19 protein-coding genes are annotated in these 22,125 nt (G+C 31.1%); 10 read left to right on the top strand and 9 right to left on the bottom strand.

The window, feature by feature from the left end; all coding sequences use genetic code 11:
- The first annotated feature begins 38 nt into the window (after positions 1-38).
- Both lepB and A9601_RS12335 read left to right on the top strand, forming a co-directional pair.
- Positions 39-623, top strand: a complete 585-nt coding sequence (lepB, locus tag A9601_RS12340; protein WP_011818110.1) for a signal peptidase I — start codon at positions 39-41, stop codon at positions 621-623.
- Positions 624-668: 45 nt separating this feature from the next.
- A complete protein-coding gene (locus A9601_RS12335) occupies positions 669-1,004 on the top strand; it encodes a DUF760 domain-containing protein (protein WP_011818109.1) in 336 nt (111 codons plus the stop codon).
- 6 nt (positions 1,005-1,010) lie between these two features.
- Here A9601_RS12335 and A9601_RS12330 read toward each other — a convergent pair whose 3' ends face one another.
- The 5 genes from A9601_RS12330 to A9601_RS12310 are packed head-to-tail and all read right to left on the bottom strand — an operon-like array spanning position 1,011 to position 6,087.
- Positions 1,011-2,183 carry a DUF4336 domain-containing protein gene (locus tag A9601_RS12330; protein ID WP_011818108.1) on the bottom strand — a complete coding sequence of 391 codons (1,173 nt, stop codon included), beginning with the start codon at positions 2,181-2,183 and terminating at the stop codon, positions 1,011-1,013.
- Positions 2,180-3,052, bottom strand: a complete 873-nt coding sequence (locus tag A9601_RS12325; protein ID WP_011818107.1) for a metal ABC transporter permease — start codon at positions 3,050-3,052, stop codon at positions 2,180-2,182. Before A9601_RS12325 ends, A9601_RS12330 begins: the two co-directional genes overlap by 4 nt.
- 12 nt (positions 3,053-3,064) lie before the next feature.
- The gene (locus tag A9601_RS12320; RefSeq protein WP_011818106.1) at positions 3,065-3,829 is read right to left on the bottom strand and encodes a metal ABC transporter ATP-binding protein; all 765 of its coding nucleotides are present in this window, start codon (positions 3,827-3,829) and stop codon (positions 3,065-3,067) included.
- Positions 3,830-3,832: 3 nt separating this feature from the next.
- A complete protein-coding gene (locus A9601_RS12315; protein ID WP_011818105.1) occupies positions 3,833-4,732 on the bottom strand; it encodes a metal ABC transporter substrate-binding protein in 900 nt (299 codons plus the stop codon).
- A gap of 20 nt (positions 4,733-4,752) precedes the next feature.
- A complete protein-coding gene (locus tag A9601_RS12310; RefSeq protein WP_011818104.1) occupies positions 4,753-6,087 on the bottom strand; it encodes a YcjF family protein in 1,335 nt (444 codons plus the stop codon).
- Positions 6,088-6,252: 165 nt separating this feature from the next.
- Here A9601_RS12310 and A9601_RS12305 point away from each other — a divergent pair, with 165 nt between their 5' ends.
- The 7 genes from A9601_RS12305 to A9601_RS12275 all read left to right on the top strand — a co-directional run bounded on the left by A9601_RS12305 (position 6,253) and on the right by A9601_RS12275 (position 15,325).
- Complete coding sequence (locus A9601_RS12305) at positions 6,253-6,675, top strand: hypothetical protein (protein ID WP_011818103.1); 423 nt, start codon at positions 6,253-6,255, stop codon at positions 6,673-6,675.
- A complete protein-coding gene (trpS, locus tag A9601_RS12300) occupies positions 6,665-7,681 on the top strand; it encodes a tryptophan--tRNA ligase (RefSeq protein ID WP_011818102.1) in 1,017 nt (338 codons plus the stop codon). The genes A9601_RS12305 and trpS overlap by 11 nt, the downstream gene beginning before the upstream one ends.
- Before the next feature lie 3 nt (positions 7,682-7,684).
- The gene (gene thrS, locus A9601_RS12295) at positions 7,685-9,601 is read left to right on the top strand and encodes a threonine--tRNA ligase (protein WP_011818101.1); all 1,917 of its coding nucleotides are present in this window, start codon (positions 7,685-7,687) and stop codon (positions 9,599-9,601) included.
- Between the two features lie 10 nt (positions 9,602-9,611).
- On the top strand, positions 9,612-10,646 hold the full coding sequence (locus tag A9601_RS12290; protein WP_011818100.1) for a glucokinase: 1,035 nt from the start codon (positions 9,612-9,614) through the stop codon (positions 10,644-10,646).
- Positions 10,647-10,655: 9 nt separating this feature from the next.
- A complete protein-coding gene (thrB, locus tag A9601_RS12285; RefSeq protein ID WP_041484522.1) occupies positions 10,656-11,603 on the top strand; it encodes a homoserine kinase in 948 nt (315 codons plus the stop codon).
- A gap of 79 nt (positions 11,604-11,682) precedes the next feature.
- Positions 11,683-13,224: an NAD(P)H-quinone oxidoreductase subunit 4 gene (locus tag A9601_RS12280; RefSeq protein ID WP_011818098.1), complete on the top strand. Its 1,542-nt coding sequence runs from the start codon at positions 11,683-11,685 to the stop codon at positions 13,222-13,224.
- A 13-nt stretch (positions 13,225-13,237) separates the two neighbouring features.
- Entirely contained in the window at positions 13,238-15,325 is a 2,088-nt protein-coding gene (locus A9601_RS12275) for a M3 family metallopeptidase (protein ID WP_011818097.1), read from the top strand.
- Here the strand turns inward: A9601_RS12275 and A9601_RS12270 are convergent.
- The 4 genes from A9601_RS12270 to A9601_RS12255 form a co-directional block, all read right to left on the bottom strand.
- Complete coding sequence (locus A9601_RS12270; RefSeq protein ID WP_041484596.1) at positions 15,318-15,911, bottom strand: esterase/lipase family protein; 594 nt, start codon at positions 15,909-15,911, stop codon at positions 15,318-15,320. The genes A9601_RS12275 and A9601_RS12270 overlap by 8 nt on opposite strands.
- A gap of 4 nt (positions 15,912-15,915) precedes the next feature.
- The gene (gene folB / locus A9601_RS12265) at positions 15,916-16,278 is read right to left on the bottom strand and encodes a dihydroneopterin aldolase (RefSeq protein WP_011818095.1); all 363 of its coding nucleotides are present in this window, start codon (positions 16,276-16,278) and stop codon (positions 15,916-15,918) included.
- 11 nt (positions 16,279-16,289) lie between these two features.
- On the bottom strand, positions 16,290-17,600 hold the full coding sequence (locus tag A9601_RS12260) for a glutamate-5-semialdehyde dehydrogenase (protein ID WP_011818094.1): 1,311 nt from the start codon (positions 17,598-17,600) through the stop codon (positions 16,290-16,292).
- A 66-nt stretch (positions 17,601-17,666) separates the two neighbouring features.
- A complete protein-coding gene (locus tag A9601_RS12255; RefSeq protein ID WP_011818093.1) occupies positions 17,667-21,563 on the bottom strand; it encodes a translocation/assembly module TamB domain-containing protein in 3,897 nt (1,298 codons plus the stop codon).
- 115 nt (positions 21,564-21,678) lie between these two features.
- Between A9601_RS12255 and A9601_RS12250 the strand changes: the two genes are divergently transcribed.
- Positions 21,679-22,122: a DUF2518 family protein gene (locus tag A9601_RS12250; RefSeq protein ID WP_011818091.1), complete on the top strand. Its 444-nt coding sequence runs from the start codon at positions 21,679-21,681 to the stop codon at positions 22,120-22,122.
- Positions 22,123-22,125 lie beyond the last annotated feature (3 nt).

Below are 22,125 nucleotides of genomic sequence, written 5' to 3'. Positions count from 1 at the left end.
TGCTTTGGGATTTTCTTTATAACTGAATTAAATAAAACATGTCTACAACTCAAGAAAAAAGAAATTCAATACTAAAGGATTTAAAAAATCTTTTAATATGGATATCTATTGCTTTAATTATACGATGGCAGGTTATAGAGCCAAGATGGATCCCATCTGGTTCAATGCTTCCAACTCTACAAATACAAGATAAAATTCTTGTTGAGAAAATAACCCCTAAAATAACATCCAAATCAAATCTTTCAAAATTAAAAAACAAAATAGTTGTTTTTAATGCTCCTGAACCATTAATTAATGCTGGTTATGAAGCTGATACTGCACTTATAAAAAGAGTAATTGGAATACCTGGAGATAAGGTAGAAGTAAGAGACGGGAACCTTTACTTAAATGATATCGCTCAAAATAATTACATTTTTGATAAAAATATCAATTATTCAACTGGGCCTTTTATTGTCCCAGAAAAGTCATTATGGGTGATGGGTGATAATAGAAATAACAGTATGGACTCTCATATTTGGGGATTTTTACCCTATGAAAAAGTTGTTGGTAAAGCTATTTTTAGATATTGGCCGTTAAATAAAATTGGACCTATTCGGTTCCCTGCCCTTAATAATTTGAATTAATGGGTACTTGATGTTGTAGGGTTTTTATATCTTGAAGCTGTAGAAATGTTTAATCCAGAATTTCTTGCTACTGAAAATAATGATCCAAACGATGAAAATGATTTAATCCAATATTTACAAAAACAATCTCCAGAAGTTTTGCAAAGAGTAGCAAAATCAGCCAGTGAAGATATTCAAGAAATTATTAGACATAATGTTCAAGGCCTTCTTGGAATGCTTCCTTCAGATCAATTTGATGTAAGAATAACATCTTCAAAAGACAACATTGCTAATTTATTATCTTCCGCAATGATGACAGGTTATTTCTTAAGACAAATGGAGCAAAGAAAAGAGTTGGAACAAACTCTTAAAAATGATGAAAACATGTCTATAGAAGAATAATAGTTTTTAAAGATTTACTTCTTTAGGAATTATTCCTAATTCAAGCAACTTTTTATATAAACCCATCAAGAATTTATTATCCTCAGGAAGTTTGTCCCACTTTTGGGAATTAATTTCATTTATTAATTTCTGACAATCTTCTGTTGTAAATTTTATAGGCGCTGTAAAATGAGCTGGGATTAGATATTCCATATCTTCAAGAGACTTTATATTTTCTAACCACTTAAGTAAAACTTCTTTTGAACGCGGGAAAATTAATTTTTGTAAAACTGGTGCAATTTGAATCTTAGGAGTATCTTTACCCATAATTTCAACAAGAGAGGATTCCCAATCTTCGTCCCATAGAAAGGGATAAATGCCGAAATGAGATCTCCAATTTCTAAGATCTTTTTTGAATGAATACTTAAATATTTTTTTTAAAGGTGGAATATTTAATTTACCTGGTTTCAAAAAAGATGAAAATAAGACTAACCTTTTCCATCCTTTTTTTCTTTGTTCTATGGAGTCAATCAAAGGTTCATCTCCTCTCTCTCTAGAATGAAAAATAAGTGGAGTTGGATCAAAATTAAATATCTCAGGTGGTGCGGAGTCTATCCCCACTATTGCGTCTGTTACATGAAGAGTTTTCGTAGGGTAATGGAAACAGCTTATCTCCTGATATCTTCCAAGTCCTAAATTCAGTGGACCTAATGAAGACCATTTAAATGAGTGTGCATGTGGAACACCTTCCTCAAACATTATTCTTGATCTTTTTGATGGAATTCCTAAAAAATCTAGTGGTAGATTTATGGGAAAACTCCATTGCCCAGGACAAAGCCAAATTTCTGCATCTTTAAAAATTCTTGAAAGAGCTGGCAGTCCGATTTTATGTTCTAGTCCAGAGGCACTCGGTAGAATTATTGTTTTTACTTTGCCGTGAATCGCAACTAATTTTTCCAACTCATTTATTAATTCTTTTGTCGGTGGCAGCGGATTTATTAGCATTAATCCATTATCAACCTTTATTACCGTCATTCTTATTGGAACCGCAACATAATATAGTCCCTGTATTTGTTCCAAAGACCATATTTGATCAGGAATTAATTCTCTTAAAATTGTTTTCTTTTTTCCATAAGGATATAAGGGGAATAATGGCCACCAATTCCACTTTTTATTTAAAGTTTCTTCCAACACTATCATTTATACCCAGCAAATAATTTCTTTAACTTAAATATTCCGTATCTCGGAGCGAATAAAAAAGCAAATAAAAATATAAAAGTTTGTGCCAAAACAATTGATCCACCTGTTTCAAGATCAAACCAAAAACTAACATATATTCCTATCAGGCTTGAGATAATTGCACTTAATACTGAAATTACTGTCATATTATCGAACTTATCCGTAAGTAAATATGCTGTAGCCCCTGGTGTAATCAACATTGCAACTACCAAAATAATTCCAACAGACTGCAAACCCACAACTGCAGCCAAAGATAGGCATGTGAGGAGTAAATAATGAAGAAAAAATACGTTAATCCCAACTGTTTTTGCATGCCTAGGATCAAAGCAATAAAGCATTAAATCTTTTCTAAAAACTGATAAAAGGATTACTACCAATATAGAAATAAATATAGTTTGTTTTACATCTGAAAGTGATATTCCTAATGGACTACCAAAAAGAATAGAGTGTAGATCAATATTACTTTTAATCTTAGAAACCAATACAATTCCAAGAGCGAAAAATCCTGTAAATACCAACCCAATAACAGTATCTTCCTTAACTCTAGATTTCTGTTTAATAAACCCTATCAAAGCTACAGAACCAACTCCGAAAATAAATGCCCCCAATGAGAAAGGAAGACCTAATGCATAAGCCACAACGACACCAGGCATTACCGAATGTGACACTGCATCTCCCATTAAAGCCCATCCTTTAAGAGTCAAATAACTTGATAGGAAACCACAAACAGCTGCAACTAATGAACTCATAAAGAGTGCTTTTCTCATAAAGTCATGAGTCAAAGGATCTGTTATAAATGAATCTAAAGTTAAAAAAGAATAGAGCTCCATATATTTTAAAATTTAGGATTCAGGTCCAAACAAGAAATCCGGTGAGATCCCTCCAAAAGTGGTTGTAATATTTTCAGGGGTAAATACTTCAGAGGTCTCGCCATAAGCTACAACTGTTTTATTTATTAAAAGAACCAAGTCACAAAATTCACGGACATGAATCATATCGTGCGTTGATAATAATATGGTTTTCCCCTCATTTTTAAATTGAATAAATAATTCCGAGATAAGTTTTTCAGTTCTTATATCAACACCTGAAAAAGGCTCATCAAGAAGAAGTATTGACGCTCTTTGCGCAATTGCTCTAGCTAAAAAAGTTCGTTTTCTTTGACCTCCAGATAAGTTTCCAATAGGTGTAGATAAATGATCAGTAAGATCAACTCTCTCAATAGCATCTTTAACCGCCTGAACATCAGACTCTCTAGGACACCTAAAAATATTCATCGAACCATATCTTCCCATCATCACTACATCCCAAACACTGATTGGAAATTGACTATCAATTCCCTCATTTTGAGGAACATAAGCAATTGTCTGATCTTTTTGAGCAGATCTTACAGACTCTCCATTTATTCTAATTTTTCCCTTTGAAATATTTACAAAGCCAGTTAAAGCATTAAAAAAAGTTGTTTTACCCGCACCGTTCATCCCTACTAACCCACAAATCTGGCCAGGTTTCAATCTTAAATTGGCATCATACAAAGCCACCTTACCGTTGTAATCTACGCAAATATTCTCTGCCTCAATCCTAAAGTTTTGATAATTGATTGTTTCCATAATTCAAAAAAGCCCTTTTTTTATCAATTCCAAATTATGCTCAAGCATTTTCATGTAGGAACTAGCAGGCCCACTATCATCAGATAATGAATCAACAAAAAGATTTCCTCCAAAATTAGCCCCAGTTTCTTTCGCAACAACCATTTGAGATTCGTTACTTACAGTACTTTCGCAAAATACAGATGGAACATTTTTTTCTTTAACTAGTGAGATTGTTCTTGCCATTCTTTTGGGAGTAATTTGACTCTCAGCATTAACTGGCCATAAATAAACTTCCTCTAATCCATAATCATTTGTTAGATATGAAAAAGCCCCTTCACAACTTACTAGATACCTCCTGTCTTTATTTAAGTTATTAATAAAAAGTGAGAATTCTTTATCTATTTTAGATAGTCTATCTTTATAAATTTTTCCATTTTCTTTAAATAATTTCCTTTTGGATGACCTCAATTCTGATAAAGAATCCACGATAATATCTACGTATTTGATCCCTCTTTTTGGAGAAATCCAAGCATGAGGATTTGGTTTCCCTTTATAAAAATCTTCACTGATAAAAATAGGATCCAAATCTTCTGCGACAGTAATTCTTTTAACTTTTAAATTAGAAACAAATTTTTCAGCCCATAATTCAAATCCAAATCCATTATCAATAAAAACAAAAGCATTAGAGGCGTTTACCAAATCGCTTGGAGTTGGTTGGTAGCCATGGACCTCAACTCCAGGTTTCGTAATTGATCTAACAATAAAATCATCTTTAGCGACATTGCTAATCATGTCCGCCAAAACAGTGAAACTTGCCAGTATTACTTCTTTAGTTTCATTTTTATTTGATGTTCTCTTACATGAGCCTGAAGCAAGCGAAAGCAGAAGTATCAAACTTAAAAAAAGAATATTTTTTTTCATATTTAAAATTCATCCTTAGATTATGAACTAAAAGATAGTTTCATAAGTGGTTTTCTAAGATCAGAAATAAATCCTTTCCAATTTATTTTTTCTTTTTCAAAAGCTTCTTCAACAATTTTCTCAGAGTTTTTCTTTATAAAATCCAAATCAGGTTCTTCTACTCCTTTTGTTATTGCCATAAAATCAGCCAAAGAACTTGATACTACTCTTGTTAAATAAGCAGCACTGACAGCCTGAAATGTTCCAGAGACAAGCCAATTTGGGCCATGTAATTTTGTTATGCCAATTAGAGTCTGTCCACTCCATTCAATAACTCCCTGTGCAATTGCAGTCTTTAAAATCTCTTTGGATACTTTATCTAAAATTTCAGGAGACCAATTACATCCCCATATAGACTTAATTTCTTTAATCATTAAAGAATTTAATACTGTCATTGCCATAACATCAATTGATGGGATAGGAGATAAGAAAACAGTTGTTGCGACAAAGATTTGATTTTTTCTTTGTATACCTTTTAACTGCATTCTTCTTATACCTTCAATTTCAGATTGCCAGGCAGCATGAAGTTCTTTCAAGAGCCTTTTTTTTGTATTTTCAATATTTTTAGATGAACTTATGAAAAACTTCCTTAAAGAAAAAGGTATATTTGTTATTTCACTCTTATTCACATCAATAGGAATAATTTTGTTTGTAAAGTCACTTGAAATTTGAGACTTTAGTTCTTCTATCTGATTTTTGGCTTCTATTTGGTTGGAAGTTAAAGCCACCAACCAGATTGGCATATTTTTAGGAAACTTTTCCAGCCACAAAAAATCATTTGCCGACAAAGGCAAATTTATAAAATACAAGATTGCATCACTTTTCAAAGCTTCTTCTGGAATAACTTGAGAAGAATTGTATTTAGGCAGTTTTTCGTATAAATCAAAGTCAAACTTATCTGCTTTGAAATTACTTTTCAAAACAGACTGAAAACTTTGATAATCTTTTTTTCCAATGCAACTTATTTTTTCTTTTTCACATCTATTAAGAATAGATTCAAGTGTTTTTTGTCTTTTTGAATTTTGTTTTTCTAATTCATTTGTTGCTTCAAGTTCTTCAAAAAAATTTAAATCTTCATTACATAGATTTATCCAACCATCTAAATTATTTGGCTCATTAAATTTAGGCTTATCATTCTTCAAGTAAAAATATCCTCCCAAACACAACGCAAAAAATCCTATTGAGCCTCCTGCAAAATGAATTAAGTCACTGACAAACCATTCCCCAAAACCTAACAATAATAAAATAATAAGAAGATTTTTTTTTGGAAACTTTATGAAATCCTTTAAAAGGTTTTCTTTGCTAATATCAAACACAATACTTTATTTTTCTAATTTTATTTTAATGCAAGTTGTGAATGAGAAAAGCAAAATTTCATAAGTCGTTAATCAAAAGATAAAAATTTAAGCCTTTTAAAAAGACTTATTGCATAACAAGATGCTAAGTTAATAGACTATTTAAATAACTTAAGAAACATTAAGATGTCTAATTCAAATTTCAGCAATAATCCTGGACAAGAAAATTACAGAGGTCGTTCTAACAATGAAAGACCTAATTTCAGAGAGAGATCGGGCGGCAGAAGAGATGGAGGAGGATTCCGCATAAGATTGAGTGATAACGAAATGAAAGCTGTTAAATCAATACAAGAGACCTTCCAATTAAGATCTACCGTTGCAGTTCTGGGTTTCTCTGTTAGAACACTTAGCGAAATGATCAAGGACGAAAAACTGATTGAATCAATCAAAGAATATGCAAAAAATAATAAAAACTCTTCTCCCAGTAGACAATCACAAAATTCTTATGAAGAAAAGACAAAAACAGCACCTGACCCTTTTGCAAGACCTGTAAAAAGTACATCAACTGAAGAGATCCAATCTAGCGAAGTAGAAGAGGATGGCAAATAAAAAAAGAATTCTTTCGGGAGTTCAACCAACTGGTGATTTACATATTGGGAATTGGCTTGGGGCCATAAATAATTGGGTTGAGCTTCAAGATCAATATGAAACATTTTTATGTGTAGTTGATTTGCACGCAATAACAGCCTCATATAATCCCAAAGAATTATCTAAAAACACGATCTCTACAGCGGCTTTGTACGTCGCTTGTGGTATAGATCCCAATATATGCTCAATTTTTGTCCAAAGTCAGATTTCAGCGCATTCAGAACTTTGTTGGATATTAAATTGTATGACCCCAATAAATTGGATGGAAAGAATGATTCAATTTAAAGAAAAATCCATACAACAAGGTAATAATGTATCTATTGGATTATTTGACTATCCAATACTTATGGCGGCAGACATCCTTCTTTATAATGCTGACTTCGTACCAGTAGGTGAGGATCAAAAACAACATCTTGAACTTGCGAGAGATATTGCACAACAGAGAATTAATGCCAGATTTAGTAAGGATAAAAATATTTTAAAGATCCCTCAACCAATCATCATGAAGAATGGTTCAAAAATAATGAGTTTAATTGATGGTTCAAAAAAGATGAGCAAAAGTGATCCCAATGAGGGCAGTCGCATTAACTTATTAGATCCTCCTGAAATAATCACAAAAAAAATTAAAAGAGCAAAAAGTGACAGTTCTGTTGGAATTGAATTTAACAACCCTGAGAGGCCAGAATCTAAAAATCTATTGATGATTTATTCAATATTATCTGGCAAAGAAATTTCTCAATGTGAAAATGAATTCTTAGAGACTGGATGGGGGACATTTAAAAAATTAATTACTGAACAACTTATTGAATCATTAGAACCTATTCAGAAAAAATATAAATTATTAATTAATGATCCCTATCAACTAAATAAAATCCTTAATGAAGGGAAGGAAAAAGCTGAAGATTTAGCGAATCAGACTTTAAAAAGAGTTAAATCAAAATTGGGGTTTTTTGAAATGGAGAAATAAATTATGCCAATAATTACTTTGCCTGATGGTTCAAAAAAGGTTTTCGAAAAATCTGTAACTATTCTAGAAATTGCTCAGAGTATAGGCGCTGGATTAGCTAAAGCAACAATTGCTGGGAAAGTAAATGATGTTCTTCTTGATGCAACAATTCCTATAAATAAAGATTCCAAAGTTGTAATCATCACATCAAAAGATAAAGAAGGAATTGAAATAATAAGACATTCTTTCGCTCACCTTATTGGTCATGCAGTTAAACAAATTTACTCTGATATTAAAATGGCGATTGGGCCTGTAATTGAGGATGGTTTTTATTACGATATTTTCTCTGAATACAGATTTACTCCTGAAGATTTAATAAAAATCGAAAATAGAATTAATCAATTAATAAAAACAAACTATGACGTTGAAATTTTACAAGTTTCTAAAGAAGAGGCAATTAAAACTTTTAAAGAAAGAGATGAGACTTTTAAATTAAGAATAATCGAAGAAATTCCTGAAGAAGGTCTCATCAATTTATATAAACACGAAGAATACATCGACATGTGTAGAGGGCCTCACGTTCCTAACACTAGACATTTGAGACACTTTAAATTACTTAAATTATCAGGTTCATATTGGAGAGGTAATAGTGAGAATGAATCATTACAGAGAATATATGGAACTGCATGGGCGAAAGAAAAAGAACTCAAAGATTATTTAACAAGAATTGAAGAAGCGGAAAAAAGAGATCATAGAAAACTTGGTAAAAAACATTCACTATTTCATATACAAGAAGAATCTCCAGGAATGATTTTTTGGCATCCAAATGGATGGACAATTTACCAAGTACTGGAAAAGTACATAAGAGAAATACTCAAAAAAAATGATTATTTAGAAATTAAAACCCCACAAGCTGTTGATAAATCTCTTTGGGAAAAATCCGGTCATTGGGAGAAATTTAGAGACGATATGTTCACTACTGCATCAGAAAATCGAACATATGCGATTAAACCAATGAATTGTCCATGCCATATTCAAATATTTAATCAAGGTTTAAAAAGTTATAAAGATTTACCAATTCGTCTTGCTGAATTTGGTTCTTGTCACAGAAACGAGCCCTCAGGTGCACTACATGGCTTAATGAGAGTAAGAAACTTTACTCAAGATGATGCACACATATTCTGCACAGAAGAGCAAATTCAAGAAGAGGTATCTACTTTTATAGATCTTGTTTTCGAAGTTTATAAAACTTTTGGTTTTGATGAAATCATTATAAAATTATCAACACGTCCTGAAAAAAGGGTAGGTAGTGAAGATATTTGGGATAAATCAGAGGAGGCTCTTACCAAAGCGCTCGATAATAAGAATCTAAAATGGGAACTACAACCTGGAGAAGGTGCTTTTTATGGTCCAAAAATAGAATTTTCGTTAAAGGATTGTCTTAATAGAGTTTGGCAATGCGGAACTATTCAGGTTGATTTCTCAATGCCTATTAGATTGGATGCAACTTATGTAGATATAGACAATGAAAAAAGAAATCCAGTTATGCTGCATAGAGCAATTTTAGGATCCTTTGAAAGATTCATAGGAATCTTAATTGAACAATATGAGGCAAAATTCCCAATTTGGCTTGCGCCTTATCAAATTATTTTATTAAGCATTACTGATAGAAATATTGAAAAATGTTTAAAGTTTAATGAATTAATAAATAATAATGGTTATAGATCAAAAGTTGATATTAGGAATGAAAAAATAGGATATAAAATACGAGAGGCAACTCTCGGTAGAGTTCCTTTAATTGCAGTTATTGGTGATAAAGAAGAGGAAATTGATTCAGTCGCCTTAAGAGCTTTGAATGGAAAAAATTTAGGAATTTTCAATTTACCAAATCTTTTCAAATTAATGGATGAATTGATAGAAAAAAAAGGGAGAACGGAATAATTTCTTATTTATGAATTTTCTCGCTTGTGATTTAGGAGGTACAAAGGTTCTATTAGGAATTTTCAAAAAAGGAACAAATAATAATTCGCCTAAGTTAATATTTAAAAAGAAATATATATCGTCTGATTGGGATTCTTTTGAACTAATCCTAGAAGATTTTATCAAAAAAGAATGTAAGAATATTACTCATCCTTCTTCTGCATGTTTCGCTGTAGCTGGTCCTTTATCTAAAAACAACGCAAAAATCGTTAACTTGTCATGGAATATTTCTGGAAATGATTTACAGAACAAATTTAATTTTAAAAACTGCGAGCTAATAAATGATTTCGCTGTACAAATTTATGGAATACCTTTTTTAAAAAAAAATCAATATTCTACTATCCAAAATGGATCCAATTCTGAAAATACTAATAATGATTTGCATGCCATTGTTGGAGCGGGGACTGGCTTGGGGATTGCAAGAGGAATAATATCAGGGGAAAAGGTAAAAGTTTTAGCTAGTGAAGGTGGTCATGTAGAGTACTCCCCAAAGTCAAAATTAGAATGGGATTTGAAAATTTGGCTTAAGAATTACCTAAAAGTTGAAAGGATATCTTGTGAAAGGATTATTAGCGGCACTGGTTTATCAAGAATTGCCGAATGGAGACTAAGCAAACCTGATGCCCAAAACCATCCTTTACAAAAATATTTAAAAAAAATTAAAATTTTTGATGCAGCGAGAAAAGAACTACCTGAAAAAATTTGTAATCTTTCTAAAGAAGGTGATCAGGTAATGATTGAAGTTGAGAGGATTTGGTTAGGTGCTTATGCCTCTTTATTGGGAGATGTTGCTCTTCAAGAATTGTGCTTTGGTGGATTATGGATTTCTGGAGGAACAGCGTCAAAACATTTCAAAAACTTTAAATCAGACTTATTTTTAAAACAATTTTTCGACAAGGGAAGATTAAAAGATATTCTTAAAACAATACCTATAAAAGTAATTTTAGATGAAGAGTTTGGACTTTTTAGTGCAGCCTGCAGAGCAAAAATGCTTTTAAAAACTTAAAAACAAAAAATGTCTATTCCTGAAGTAGGTAAAAAAATAAGGGTAACAGTGCCTTCCACAACTGCCAATTTAGGGCCTGGATTCGATTGCCTTGGAGCTGCATTAGATTTATATAATGAGTTTATTTTTACAAGAATTGAAGGTGGTGGAGATAGATTTGATTTAATAATGGAAAGTACAGATGGTAATCATTTAAGAGGAGGACCTGAAAACTTAGTTTTTAGAGCAGCACAGAAAGTATGGGAAAGCGCAAATATGGATCCTTTTGCACTTGAAGCAAGAGTTAAGTTGGCAGTTCCACCTGCACGCGGACTTGGAAGTAGTGCTACAGCAATAGTGGCGGGACTAATCGGAGCAAATGCAATCATGAACTCTCCATTGTCCAAAGAAAAACTTCTTGAACATGCCATTGATATAGAAGGTCATCCAGATAATGTCGTTCCTTCTCTCCTGGGTGGGCTTTGCTTGACAGCCAAGTCGGCTTCTCAAAGATGGAGAATTATTAGATGTGATTGGCACGATTCAATCAAAGCTGTGGTGGCAATACCAGCAATCCGTCTAAGCACAAGTGAAGCAAGAAAGGTTATGCCCAAGAATGTACCTATATCTGATGCAGTGACAAATATGGGGGCACTTACTTTGTTACTAAATGGCTTAAAAGCAGGAAATGAGGAACTTATAAAAGAAGGAATGTTTGATAAGTTACATGAACCCTACAGATGGAAGCTTATTAAAGGTGGACTAGAAGTCAAAGATGCTGCACTTAATGCAGGTGCTTTAGGATGCGCAATTAGTGGGGCTGGACCAAGTATATTAGCTTTATGTAAAAAAGAAAATGGTAAAAACGTCAGTCAAGCCATGGTGAAAGCTTGGGAGAAGATAGGTGTAGCTAGCAGAGCACCATTCTTAAACGTACAAAAAACAGGTAGCCAATTTAGCAATATCTCCGGTAAGTAGTTTTACTTAGGCAACTTTAATGTTATAGTCTCAAGCTAGTACAACTTCAACTAGAATAAAAAAATTATTCATTACATAAATGAATCTAGAATCTTTTCCTTGGCTATCATCCATTATTTTACTGCCTTTAGTTGGGGCATTAATAATGCCTTTTTTGAGTTCAAAAGAAGGAGAAGATAATACACTCCCTAGAAATATCTCATTAAGTTTTTTATTTATAGATTTTTTACTAATAATAGGCGTCCTTTTTCAAAAATTTGATACTTCAGATAGCTCATTGCAAATGGTAGAAAGAGCCTCCTGGTTACCTTCAATAGGCTTAGAGTGGTCTCTTGGCGTAGATGGATTATCTGCTCCTTTAGTAGCTTTGAGTGGGTTAATTACATTTTTATCAGCTGCTGCAAGTTGGAAAATTAAGAAAAAATCTAATCTATATTTTGCTCTTTTATTAGTTCAAGCATCAGCACAGGCACTAGTTTTCCTTTCTCAAGATTTCCTATTGTTTTTCTTAGCATGGGAACTTGAATTAGTTCCGGTATATCTTCTTATTGCGATTTGGGGAGGTAAAAAGAAATTATATGCGGCCACTAAATTCATTCTTTATACAGCTTTAGCTTCTTTATTAATACTCATAAGCGGGTTAGCACTAGCCTTGAGTGGTGATACCTTTACTCTAAATATTACCGATTTAACCAATAAACATGTAACAGGGAGCCTAGCTTTATTATCTTATTTAGGATTTTTAATTGGTTTTGGAGTAAAACTTCCTATCTTTCCACTACATACTTGGTTACCCGATGCACATGGAGAGGCCAATGCACCAGTTTCAATGTTACTTGCTGGAATACTCTTAAAAATGGGAGGATATGCCCTCTTAAGATTTAACGTTCAAATACTACCTGAAGTACATCTTCAAATTGCACCTGCGTTAATTATTCTTGGAATCATTAATATAATTTACGGAGCCTTAAATGCATTCGCACAAGATAATGTTAAAAGGAGAATCGCATGTAGCTCAGTGAGTCATATGGGTTTTGTTCTATTAGGTATTGGAGCAGTAGATGCTCTAGGAATTAGCGGAGCAATGCTACAAATGATCAGTCACGGACTTATTGCTGCAGCTATGTTCTTTGTTACGGGCTCATTCTATGAAAGAACAAATACTCTTTCCATACCAAATATGGGCGGTTTAGCAAAGGTCTTGCCAATAACTTTTGCTTTTTTCTTAGCAAGCTCACTGGCCTCTCTAGCACTACCAGGGATGAGCGGTTTTATAAGTGAAATAACTGTATTTTTAGGTATCACTAGTCAAGAGGGATTTAGCTCTATCTTTAGATCAATCACGATTCTAATTGCAGCCATAGGATTAGTTCTAACACCAATATATCTACTATCAATGTGTAGAAGAGTATTTTTTGGCCCTAGAATTCCAGCACTAGCTACAGTTAAAGAGATGAATGGTAGAGAATTGACTATTGGTTTCAGTTTATTGTTGCCTACATTGGTAATAGGTTTTTGGCCCAAAATCGCTATTAATTTATACGAATCTTCAACCAATGCTCTCAGTCAGCAGCTTACCTTAGCTAAATTGATTGGAATAATACCCACTTTAGTTAATTAAATTATCTTAATAAATGGATACCTCAATTTTTAAATATGGAGAGTTACCAGAATTTAAAAAATTTACTCCTGAAAGCATTAGTAAACAATTTCCCTCAGTATTAGAAAAGATAGCTGAAGAATTTAAAAACATAGAAAAAAATTTATCTAATTATTTGATTCAAAATGATTTAAATTGGGATAAGGTAATAAATCCTTTAAATGAAGTAAATGAAATTCTTAGATGGAGTTGGGGAGTAATAAGTCACCTAAATGCTGTAAATAATTCTGAAAGTTTAAGAGATATTTATTCAAAATTTCTTCCAGAGATTATTAGCTTGAGTAATAAATTCGGGCAAAGCAAAATAATTTTCAATTCTTTAGTCAAGCTTAAAGAAACAAATAACTTTGATCAAATTAAAAACAGAATTTTAGAAAAAGAAATTCTTGAGATGCAACATAGAGGTATTTCACTGCAAAAGAATGATCAAGAAGAATTCAACAAAATTTCAGAAACCCTTGGAAAACTATCAACTGAATTCAGTAACAATGTTCTTGATGCAACTAACGAATGGTTTTTAATTTTAAATAAAAAATCCGAAGTCGATGGTCTTCCTGACCGAGTACTTGAATTGATGGCAATTTCTGCACACAATCACTTAAAAAAAGATGAAGAAGTTGATATTAAAAATGGTCCTTGGAAATTAAGTCTAGATATTCCAACTTATACTTCGTTCATGACATATTCCACAGAGCGTAATCTTAGAGAAAAGCTTTACAAGGCGTTCGTTAGTAGGGCGTCTCAAGGAGAAAAAAATAATTCTCAAATCATTGAAGATATATTATCTCTCAGGACTAAACAAGCAAATCTTCTCGGTTATAAAAGTTGGGCAGAACTAAGTTTGTCAACGAAAATGGCGAAAGAAATTAAAAATGTAGAAAACCTTTTAGAAGAATTGAGAGAACCAGCATTCAAAGCTGCAAAAATTGAATTAGAGACGCTCGATAAGTTTTCTAAAGCTAATGGATTTCCAAAATCGCAGAATATTGAACCATGGGATATTAGTTATTGGTCTGAACTTCTTAGAAAGGAAAAGTTTAATTTAGATCAAGAGTCTTTGAGACCTTGGTTCCCACTAAATGATGTTTTGAAAGGTTTATTTAAATTAAGTGAGAAGCTTTTTGAAATTAAAGTAGTTGAGGCGACTGATGAGGCACCTCTCTGGAATGATGACGTTTTATTTTTTAATATCCTTAATAATGAAAATAAAAAAATTGCATCATTTTACCTAGATCCATATTCTAGGCCTGAATCAAAAAGAGGAGGGGCTTGGATGGATGAATGTTTGAATAAAAATAATGTTGGCAAAAAGACTCTCCCTGTAGCTTATCTCGTTTGTAATCAGACCCCACCATCAAAAGACAAACCTAGTTTGATGAGTTTTGAAGAAGTTCAGACTCTTTTCCACGAATTTGGTCATGGTCTTCAACACATGCTCACTACTGTAAATCTTCCTCAAGCAGCGGGCATTAACAACGTTGAGTGGGATGCAGTCGAACTTCCCAGTCAATTTATGGAAAACTGGTGTTTTCATAAAAATACACTTATGAATATTGCTAAGCACTACAAAACAGGAGAAAAATTATCCGATGAGAATTTTGAGAAGCTCTTGAAGAATAGAACTTTTAATTGTGGTATGGCTACTCTTAGACAACTACATTTTGCAATTACAGACCTCAGATTGCACAGTAGTATTGATAAAAACGAAGGTAAAACAGCAGATGAAATAAGAAGAGAAATTGCAAAACAAACTACTGTTATTGAACCAATTCAAGAAGATCACTTTCTTTGTTGTTTTAGTCATATATTTGCAGGCGGATATTCTGCAGGATACTACTCTTATAAATGGGCTGAAGTTCTAAGTGCTGATGCTTTTTCAATGTTCGAAGAAGCTGATCTAGAAAACTCTGAAGATTTAAAGCTAATAGGTAAAAAATTCAAAGATACTATACTAAGCTTGGGTGGGAGCTTACCTCCGTTAGACATATTCAAACTATTCAGGGGAAGAGAGCCACAAACAGATTCATTGATAAGACACTTAGGTTTATCTGGAGCTACATAATAATTTCATCGACTATTTTATCCACCACAGATTTATTTCTTACAAGATTTCTATGCTTATATACTTTTACAGATATTTTTTTTCCAAAATTTAAATTTGTCCACCAGCCAGGGAAAACCATTATATCCCAATAAGTAAAAAAATTTATACACTCAATATCTTCAAGAAAAAAATCATTATTCGCGAGTCCTCTCAAAAACTTACTATTTATTTTCATTTCTGATATACCTTTAAAAGGGTATTTAGGTATTAATTGAGCCATCAAAGTTCCTTTGTGAGGAGACCCTATAGATATTAATCTTCTTGTTCTTTTATATCCATTAAATTTTTGAAGCCAGTGCCTACCAATTATTCCTCCCATAGAAAATCCCAAAATATCTATTTCTTTTTCTAAACCGTATTTCTCTAAAATTAATTCGTTTAATTTATTAGTCAAATCAAGTATTGAAGTCATTCCATATGAATGTTCAAGAGTTGGGGCAAAATATTCAATGCCAATATTATCAAGTTTAGGGGTAATAGAAGAAAAAATACTTGAAGTATTCCAAAGGCCATGAATCAATATGATAGGATTTCTTCTTTCCAATACTTTATTTGTTTTCAAGAATTCTTACTATTGACACCTTTCCATCGAAACCTGTGATTGGAGGGTTGCATTTTGTCAAAATAATTTTAATTTTAGAAATTTTAAATTCCTGATCAATGATTTCTAAAATTGCGTTCGAATATTTTTCGATTGTATAACAATATATTTTCTTTGATTGATTTTGTAAAATTTGAACTAATTTTGAATAGTCAACTGTTTTTTTTATATCATCATCTATTGTACATTTTTCAAAATGAGTCCACAAAAATATATCTAAAATAAATAGTTGTCCTAATTCCCTTTCTTCATCAAGTACGCCAACCCTAGCCCAAAGCTTAATATTCTCAATTTTTAAAAAAGTTTCCATCTTTAAAAGTTTTAAAGATCTTTATGTGTATAGATAGCCTTTCCTGATGAAAAATCATCAACTATATTCCCATCACCCTTTAGGAAATATTTATAAGTTACCAAACCTTCTAGACCTACAGGTCCCCTTGGTGGAAGAGTTTGAGTAGATATACCAACTTCAGCTCCGAATCCATATCTAAAGCCATCTGCAAACCTAGTAGAGCAATTATGAAAAACACCTGCACTATCAATTACATTCATAAATTTATTGGCAGTATGTGAATTTTCAGTAATTATTCCATCTGTATGTTTTGAACTATATTTTTGAATATGTGTGATTGCCTCCTCGAGATCATCAACAATTTTTATCGACAAAATTAAATCCAAATATTCAGTTTTCCAATCTTCTAGACTAGCCTCATACTTTACCCCTAATTCAACTGATCTCATATCTCCAATTAATTTAACATCATTAGATTTAAATAAAGGGATGGCCTTTTCTAAAAAAGTTGGTGCAATATCTTTATGGAGTAATAAAGTTTCGATAGCATTACATGCTGCAGGATATTGAATTTTGCTGTCCAAAGCAACTGATAAAGCCATCTCTAGATTTGCCTCAATATCTATAAACAAATGACAAATTCCATCAGCATGACCTAACACAGGAATTCTTGTATTCTCCTGAATAAATTTAACTAATTCATTACTTCCTCTTGGAATTATTAAATTAATGTATTTCTCAAGATTTAACATTGCCATGCTATCTTTTCTGCTTGTTAGTAAACATATTGCATTTTTATCAAGACCTGATGCATTTAAACCTTCTTGCAATGCCTTGACTATTGCTGTATTTGTTAAATTAGCTTCACTACCACCCTTTAGCATTACTCCATTACCTGATCTTATTGCTAATGAACTAATCTGCATCACGGCATCTGGCCTTGATTCAAAAATAACCCCTAAAACACCAATTGGTACAGTTTTTCTTTCTAAGAATAATCCCTTTGAAAGCTCTCTTTTTATTTGAACTTGATTTACAGGATCAGCTAAGTCTCCAACTTTTCTTACTCCTTCAATTCCTGAATTTAATTTTAATTTTGATAACTTTAATCTAGAAAGTAAAGCCCTAGAAATACCTTTTTTTTGTGCACTTGAATAATCCGCATTATTAGCATCTAATATTTCATAAGAATTTTTTTCTAGATAATCAGCCATAAAATTTAAGGCTTTAATTCGATTTTGGTTTTCAGTTTGACTTATTTCTATTGATGCCAAACGAACTTTATTAGCTTTTTCTAAAAGATCATTACCTGGTTGGGGCACTTCAAAGATATTAGCCATAATATTTTTTAGTTAATTTAATAATAATTCAAATTAAAGATTCTTTAAAGTAAATTTCTTTGTAAATTAATATCTAAAAAATAACTGAACTTGACTTTTCCAATCCCCATTGGAATCATAAGAACCTAATAATTCTAAGTTTGGATTTGCCTGAAAAGTCAAAATTCCTAAAGGTGAAATATCATCTCTACCTGGAACTGTTTGAAAGGCAAAATTTATCGCATCAGTAATATCAAGCCCTATTTCGGCTACCCAAGCTTGAGAAGAAAATTCCTCATTAGAAGAGGATTGATCATCATTTTCTATATCTAAATTTTCATTGGAAAAAATATTATTTAATGAATCATTATTTTCTATTAACGCTGGATATAAAGAAAACTGAAATCTTTCACTAAATGCATCAGCATTATTAATTTGAGAAATAAATGCTCTATTTATTAAATTTGCAGAGTTACCTCCAATTAAACCAATTATTTGTGATCTGTTGTAACTTGGCGTACTCCTTAATTGGATTCTTCTATTTTCATCAGCGAAAGATAATTGATCTAAAAATCCTTCATAAGATGCTTCAATTTTGATAAGCCTAGTATTACCAATTCCAAATGCACCATAACCGCTTGAACTAGCGTCGACAGCAACATCACCTGATACATTTAAATCCTGATTGTTTTCACTTATAGGTATTATAGAATCTGGAACTTTACTGACTAAAGAAAAATTTATAAAAGGAACCACACCACTTCTTGATGCAAATAAAATATAATTGTCTTTATTTTTATTAAGTTTAAACGGGGTAGTGTATAGATTTGCTCTTCCTTTCTTAAGGTAAATAAGACCCCTAGCATTTAAATCATTTCCTATCTCACCATTTATAGTAAGGTCTAATTTGGTATCTAAATAAGCTTGAACTATTTCTGAATATTGAAGTTTAAATTCTGGTCCAAGTTTTAATTTAAGATTATTAAAACTCAAATTACCTAGATAATTAGGCAAAGTTTCTCCTAAAAGAACTGAATTCAAAATTGTTTCATTTGATATTATTTCAATATTTTTTTTATTATTCCAATAGAGTTCTGGCCAATCTTTTTTATCCTCTTTTCTTATAAGATTATTTTCTTTTTTATTATTTTGATTGGTGCTATTAAAATTAATAAATCCATTATTAAAAGATAGATAACCTCCCAAAACAGGACTTTCAAATGATCCACTTAAATCGATATCTGAATCTATTAAAAAATTAAAATTATCTTTCTTTAATGAAAATCTATTCGTTATCAAATTAATTTCTGACTTTTCAGAATCATTCTGACTATAAAAAGGCAAAGTGCCTTTTACAAAAATTTCACCAGAATCTTGAGTCTTCGCTTGTAGATTATTGATCTCTAAAGAGTCAAAATCAAAGATGATTGTACTATTAAAATCTCTTATTATATTGTTTGAAAAATTAATTTCAGAATCTTTAACTACGATAAATCCATTTAATAGAGGTTTATTTAAGGTTCCTTTTAGAATCACTCTTAGATTTAAATCTCCTTCTTTAAATGTAAAGTATTCATCAGCAAAAATATCTATTAACTCAATAAATTTTCCATTCCCAATCAATCTTAGATCTAAGTTATCAGACTTATTTATAGGTATTGAACCTTCGATATTAATTGGTATTTCAGAATCATTTATTAAAAGGGAAAAATCAATATCAAAAATAGAATTATTAAATTTAATTAGTCCTTTATCAAATATTATTATGTTGTTTTTAATTGATGAACCATTGGACAAAATATCGCTAGAGAAAGATTTTGTATCGAGATCATAAAATAAGTTCATATCCAACCCTCCAAGAAAATCTCTTGGTTTATTTAAAAAGATATTTGCTGCACTTAATGGAAATTTTTTAATTCTTAAAGAACCTTTCCCTGTTAATAATCCCCCTTCCAAATCAATAGAAAATTCCTCTTTATTATTCTTATAGACGTCTCTAGATACATCAAGATAGCCCTTTAATTTTGCATTTAATTTATAATTTACTGGTCTATCGCCCTGAATAGTAATTTTTCCGTTGTATCTACTTCTAAATTTATTTAAATATTTTTGCAAATTAAATTTGTCCTCTAACAAATTACTATTTTCAATAAAGTTATTTATAAAATCGATCCTCTCTTTAAGTGATTTATTTTCTTTATTTATTTCCAAATCATCCAAAATATTCGATTTACTTATAGGAATCACTTTTTTATTATCAAAGTTAAAAATATCAACAGCGGTAAGGATAGTCCAACTAGTGCTTATATCCTTGAATTCTGAATTAATAAAATTATTTTTACTTGAATCATATTCGACTTCAATTATTCCTCCATCAATTGGATACAATGAGGAGTTTATATAAAAAGAATTATCTTTGACGCGGAAATCAAATAATGAATTGGCTAGATTAATATTTCTATATTTACCTAGACTCCAAGCAATTCGCCCATCAAGGTATGACTGGTCTGACGAAATTGATCCTTTACCATTAATAATTCCATAAATTCTATCGAATTGATTTTTGTCTATAGATAATTCAAGCTCATCAAGAGGAAAATTATCCGCTCGCCAATTATAACCATCATCCTGTTTCAGTATGCCTATAGTACCTTTATTTGAATTGAAAACTCTTATGAAATTTGCATTATTTATTTTAAGATCAGAATTAAAGTTGATTGAAAGAAATGAAGGGATTGGAGAATATCTATTTTTCATATTAAGAAGAAATTCATTATTTTCATTTTTAATATCTCCCTCCCATATTTCTCTAATGCGGATACCTTTAAAGTGCGGGTAATCAAGGTTAAAGTTTATCGAAATATCAGGATCAGTAATTTTTCCTTTTAATTCACCTTTAGCAGTAATGAAACCCCTTATATCATTTTTTCGGAAAATATTTAAATTAGATAATTGAGTTCTATTTATTTTAAAACTAGTATCTATATCACCAAAATTTATACCTCTTCTATCAAACCAAAAGGGCATATTACCCGATAATTGGATATCTGGATTAAGGCTATTAATGTATCCAATACTTCCTTTTAGATCAATATTATTGGAGCTTCTATTAAAGGGCATATTTAGATTAAAATTCGAAGTCAAAGTTCCATAATTTAATTTTTCTGTATTACCAATAAAATTATTATCTTTACAAAAAAACCTAGTTGAATCTGAATTTATATTCTCTGCTAAATCTTCTGGTTTTATTTTTAAATTAGTAAAAGAAAATCTTCCTTCACAAAATGTGTGCTTTGATGATTTATTAAATTTAAAGTTAGATTTAAAGGTACCTTTTTTAAAGCTAATTTTTCTATTGCCAATTATATATTCAGAATTATCAAGATCTAAACCCTTAGAAAATAAATCCAGTTTTAAAAAGTCTTGATTTAATTTTGTATTAAATTTAAATTTTAAAAATCCCTTTTCATCAAAATTTGATTTTACATTTGCAATGATTTGTCTATTTCTTGACTTGTAAATAACATTACCTTTTACTTTTGTTTTTAATCCTGCATTATTAAACTTCAGATCTGAATATTTATTTAAGTTAAAGATCAACTCATACTTAGATTTTGATTTTTTTGCAATTCGATTATCTTTATAAGATTCGTCCCTTTTAAAAAAATCTCTATCTATATTTATGGCAGCTTCCTTAGGACTTATTTTTACAATCCATTTTTGTTTTAAAAAAGATCTAAAAGGCATAATGCCAACATATACATTTTTGGCTGTAATTTCAGAATCTAAATTGTTTTTATCATTAATTTTTGAATTACCCAAAGAAATACCTAGATATCTAATCCCAACATAATCACCTAAATCAACATTTTTATCTAAAAGATTCTCAAGACTTTTTTCTAGTTCTAATTTCCTAGAACTATAAGTGTCTTTTAAAAAATTATTTAATAAAAAAGTGCCTAAAAAACCTAAAGGTAAAAGCATCCCTACCAAAAGAATCTTAGTATTTAAATTTAGAGATCTAATTTTTTTCAAGTTAGAGCCCAAAAATAGAGTAGGCTTACAAAATATAAGAAATTAATCAGGTCAAAGCCACTAAATGTCTTTTTTTGAACTATTAGAGAACACACCCAAAATTTTTGGATTCTTTGGAATATTTCTTTTCATTTGCACAATAGCAGCTTTTATATTTGATTTTGGTTTTAAATTTCGAATAATTGGAGCAACTATCTTTTCATTATTGCTTTCTTTGAGTAGTTGGGCATTTATACAAAGTTACTCCGAAAAGGTTGTAATAGAAGGTGCAAAATATGTTCCAATTGTTTATGACAATGGGTTCGATTTGATTATTGCTAAAGCAGATGATGACTTTCCAGAAGAATCTATTGACCCAACTTTAGAACAATTATCGGAAAACTTAAGGAAAGGTAGCAGATCTGGTGCGAATGTAACAATAAAGATAAGAAAACTTGAAAAAATTTCAGATGGCGTAAGTAAACCAGTGGTTATTGGACAAGTTCAGAAAAATGTCAAAATGAATTAGTCT

The sequence above is a fragment of the Prochlorococcus marinus str. AS9601 genome, assembly GCF_000015645.1.
Taxonomy (GTDB): Bacteria; Cyanobacteriota; Cyanobacteriia; order PCC-6307; family Cyanobiaceae; genus Prochlorococcus_A; species Prochlorococcus_A marinus_O.
Note: the sequence above shows the minus strand (reverse complement) of the source record. Positions and strands in the feature narration are given on the sequence as shown.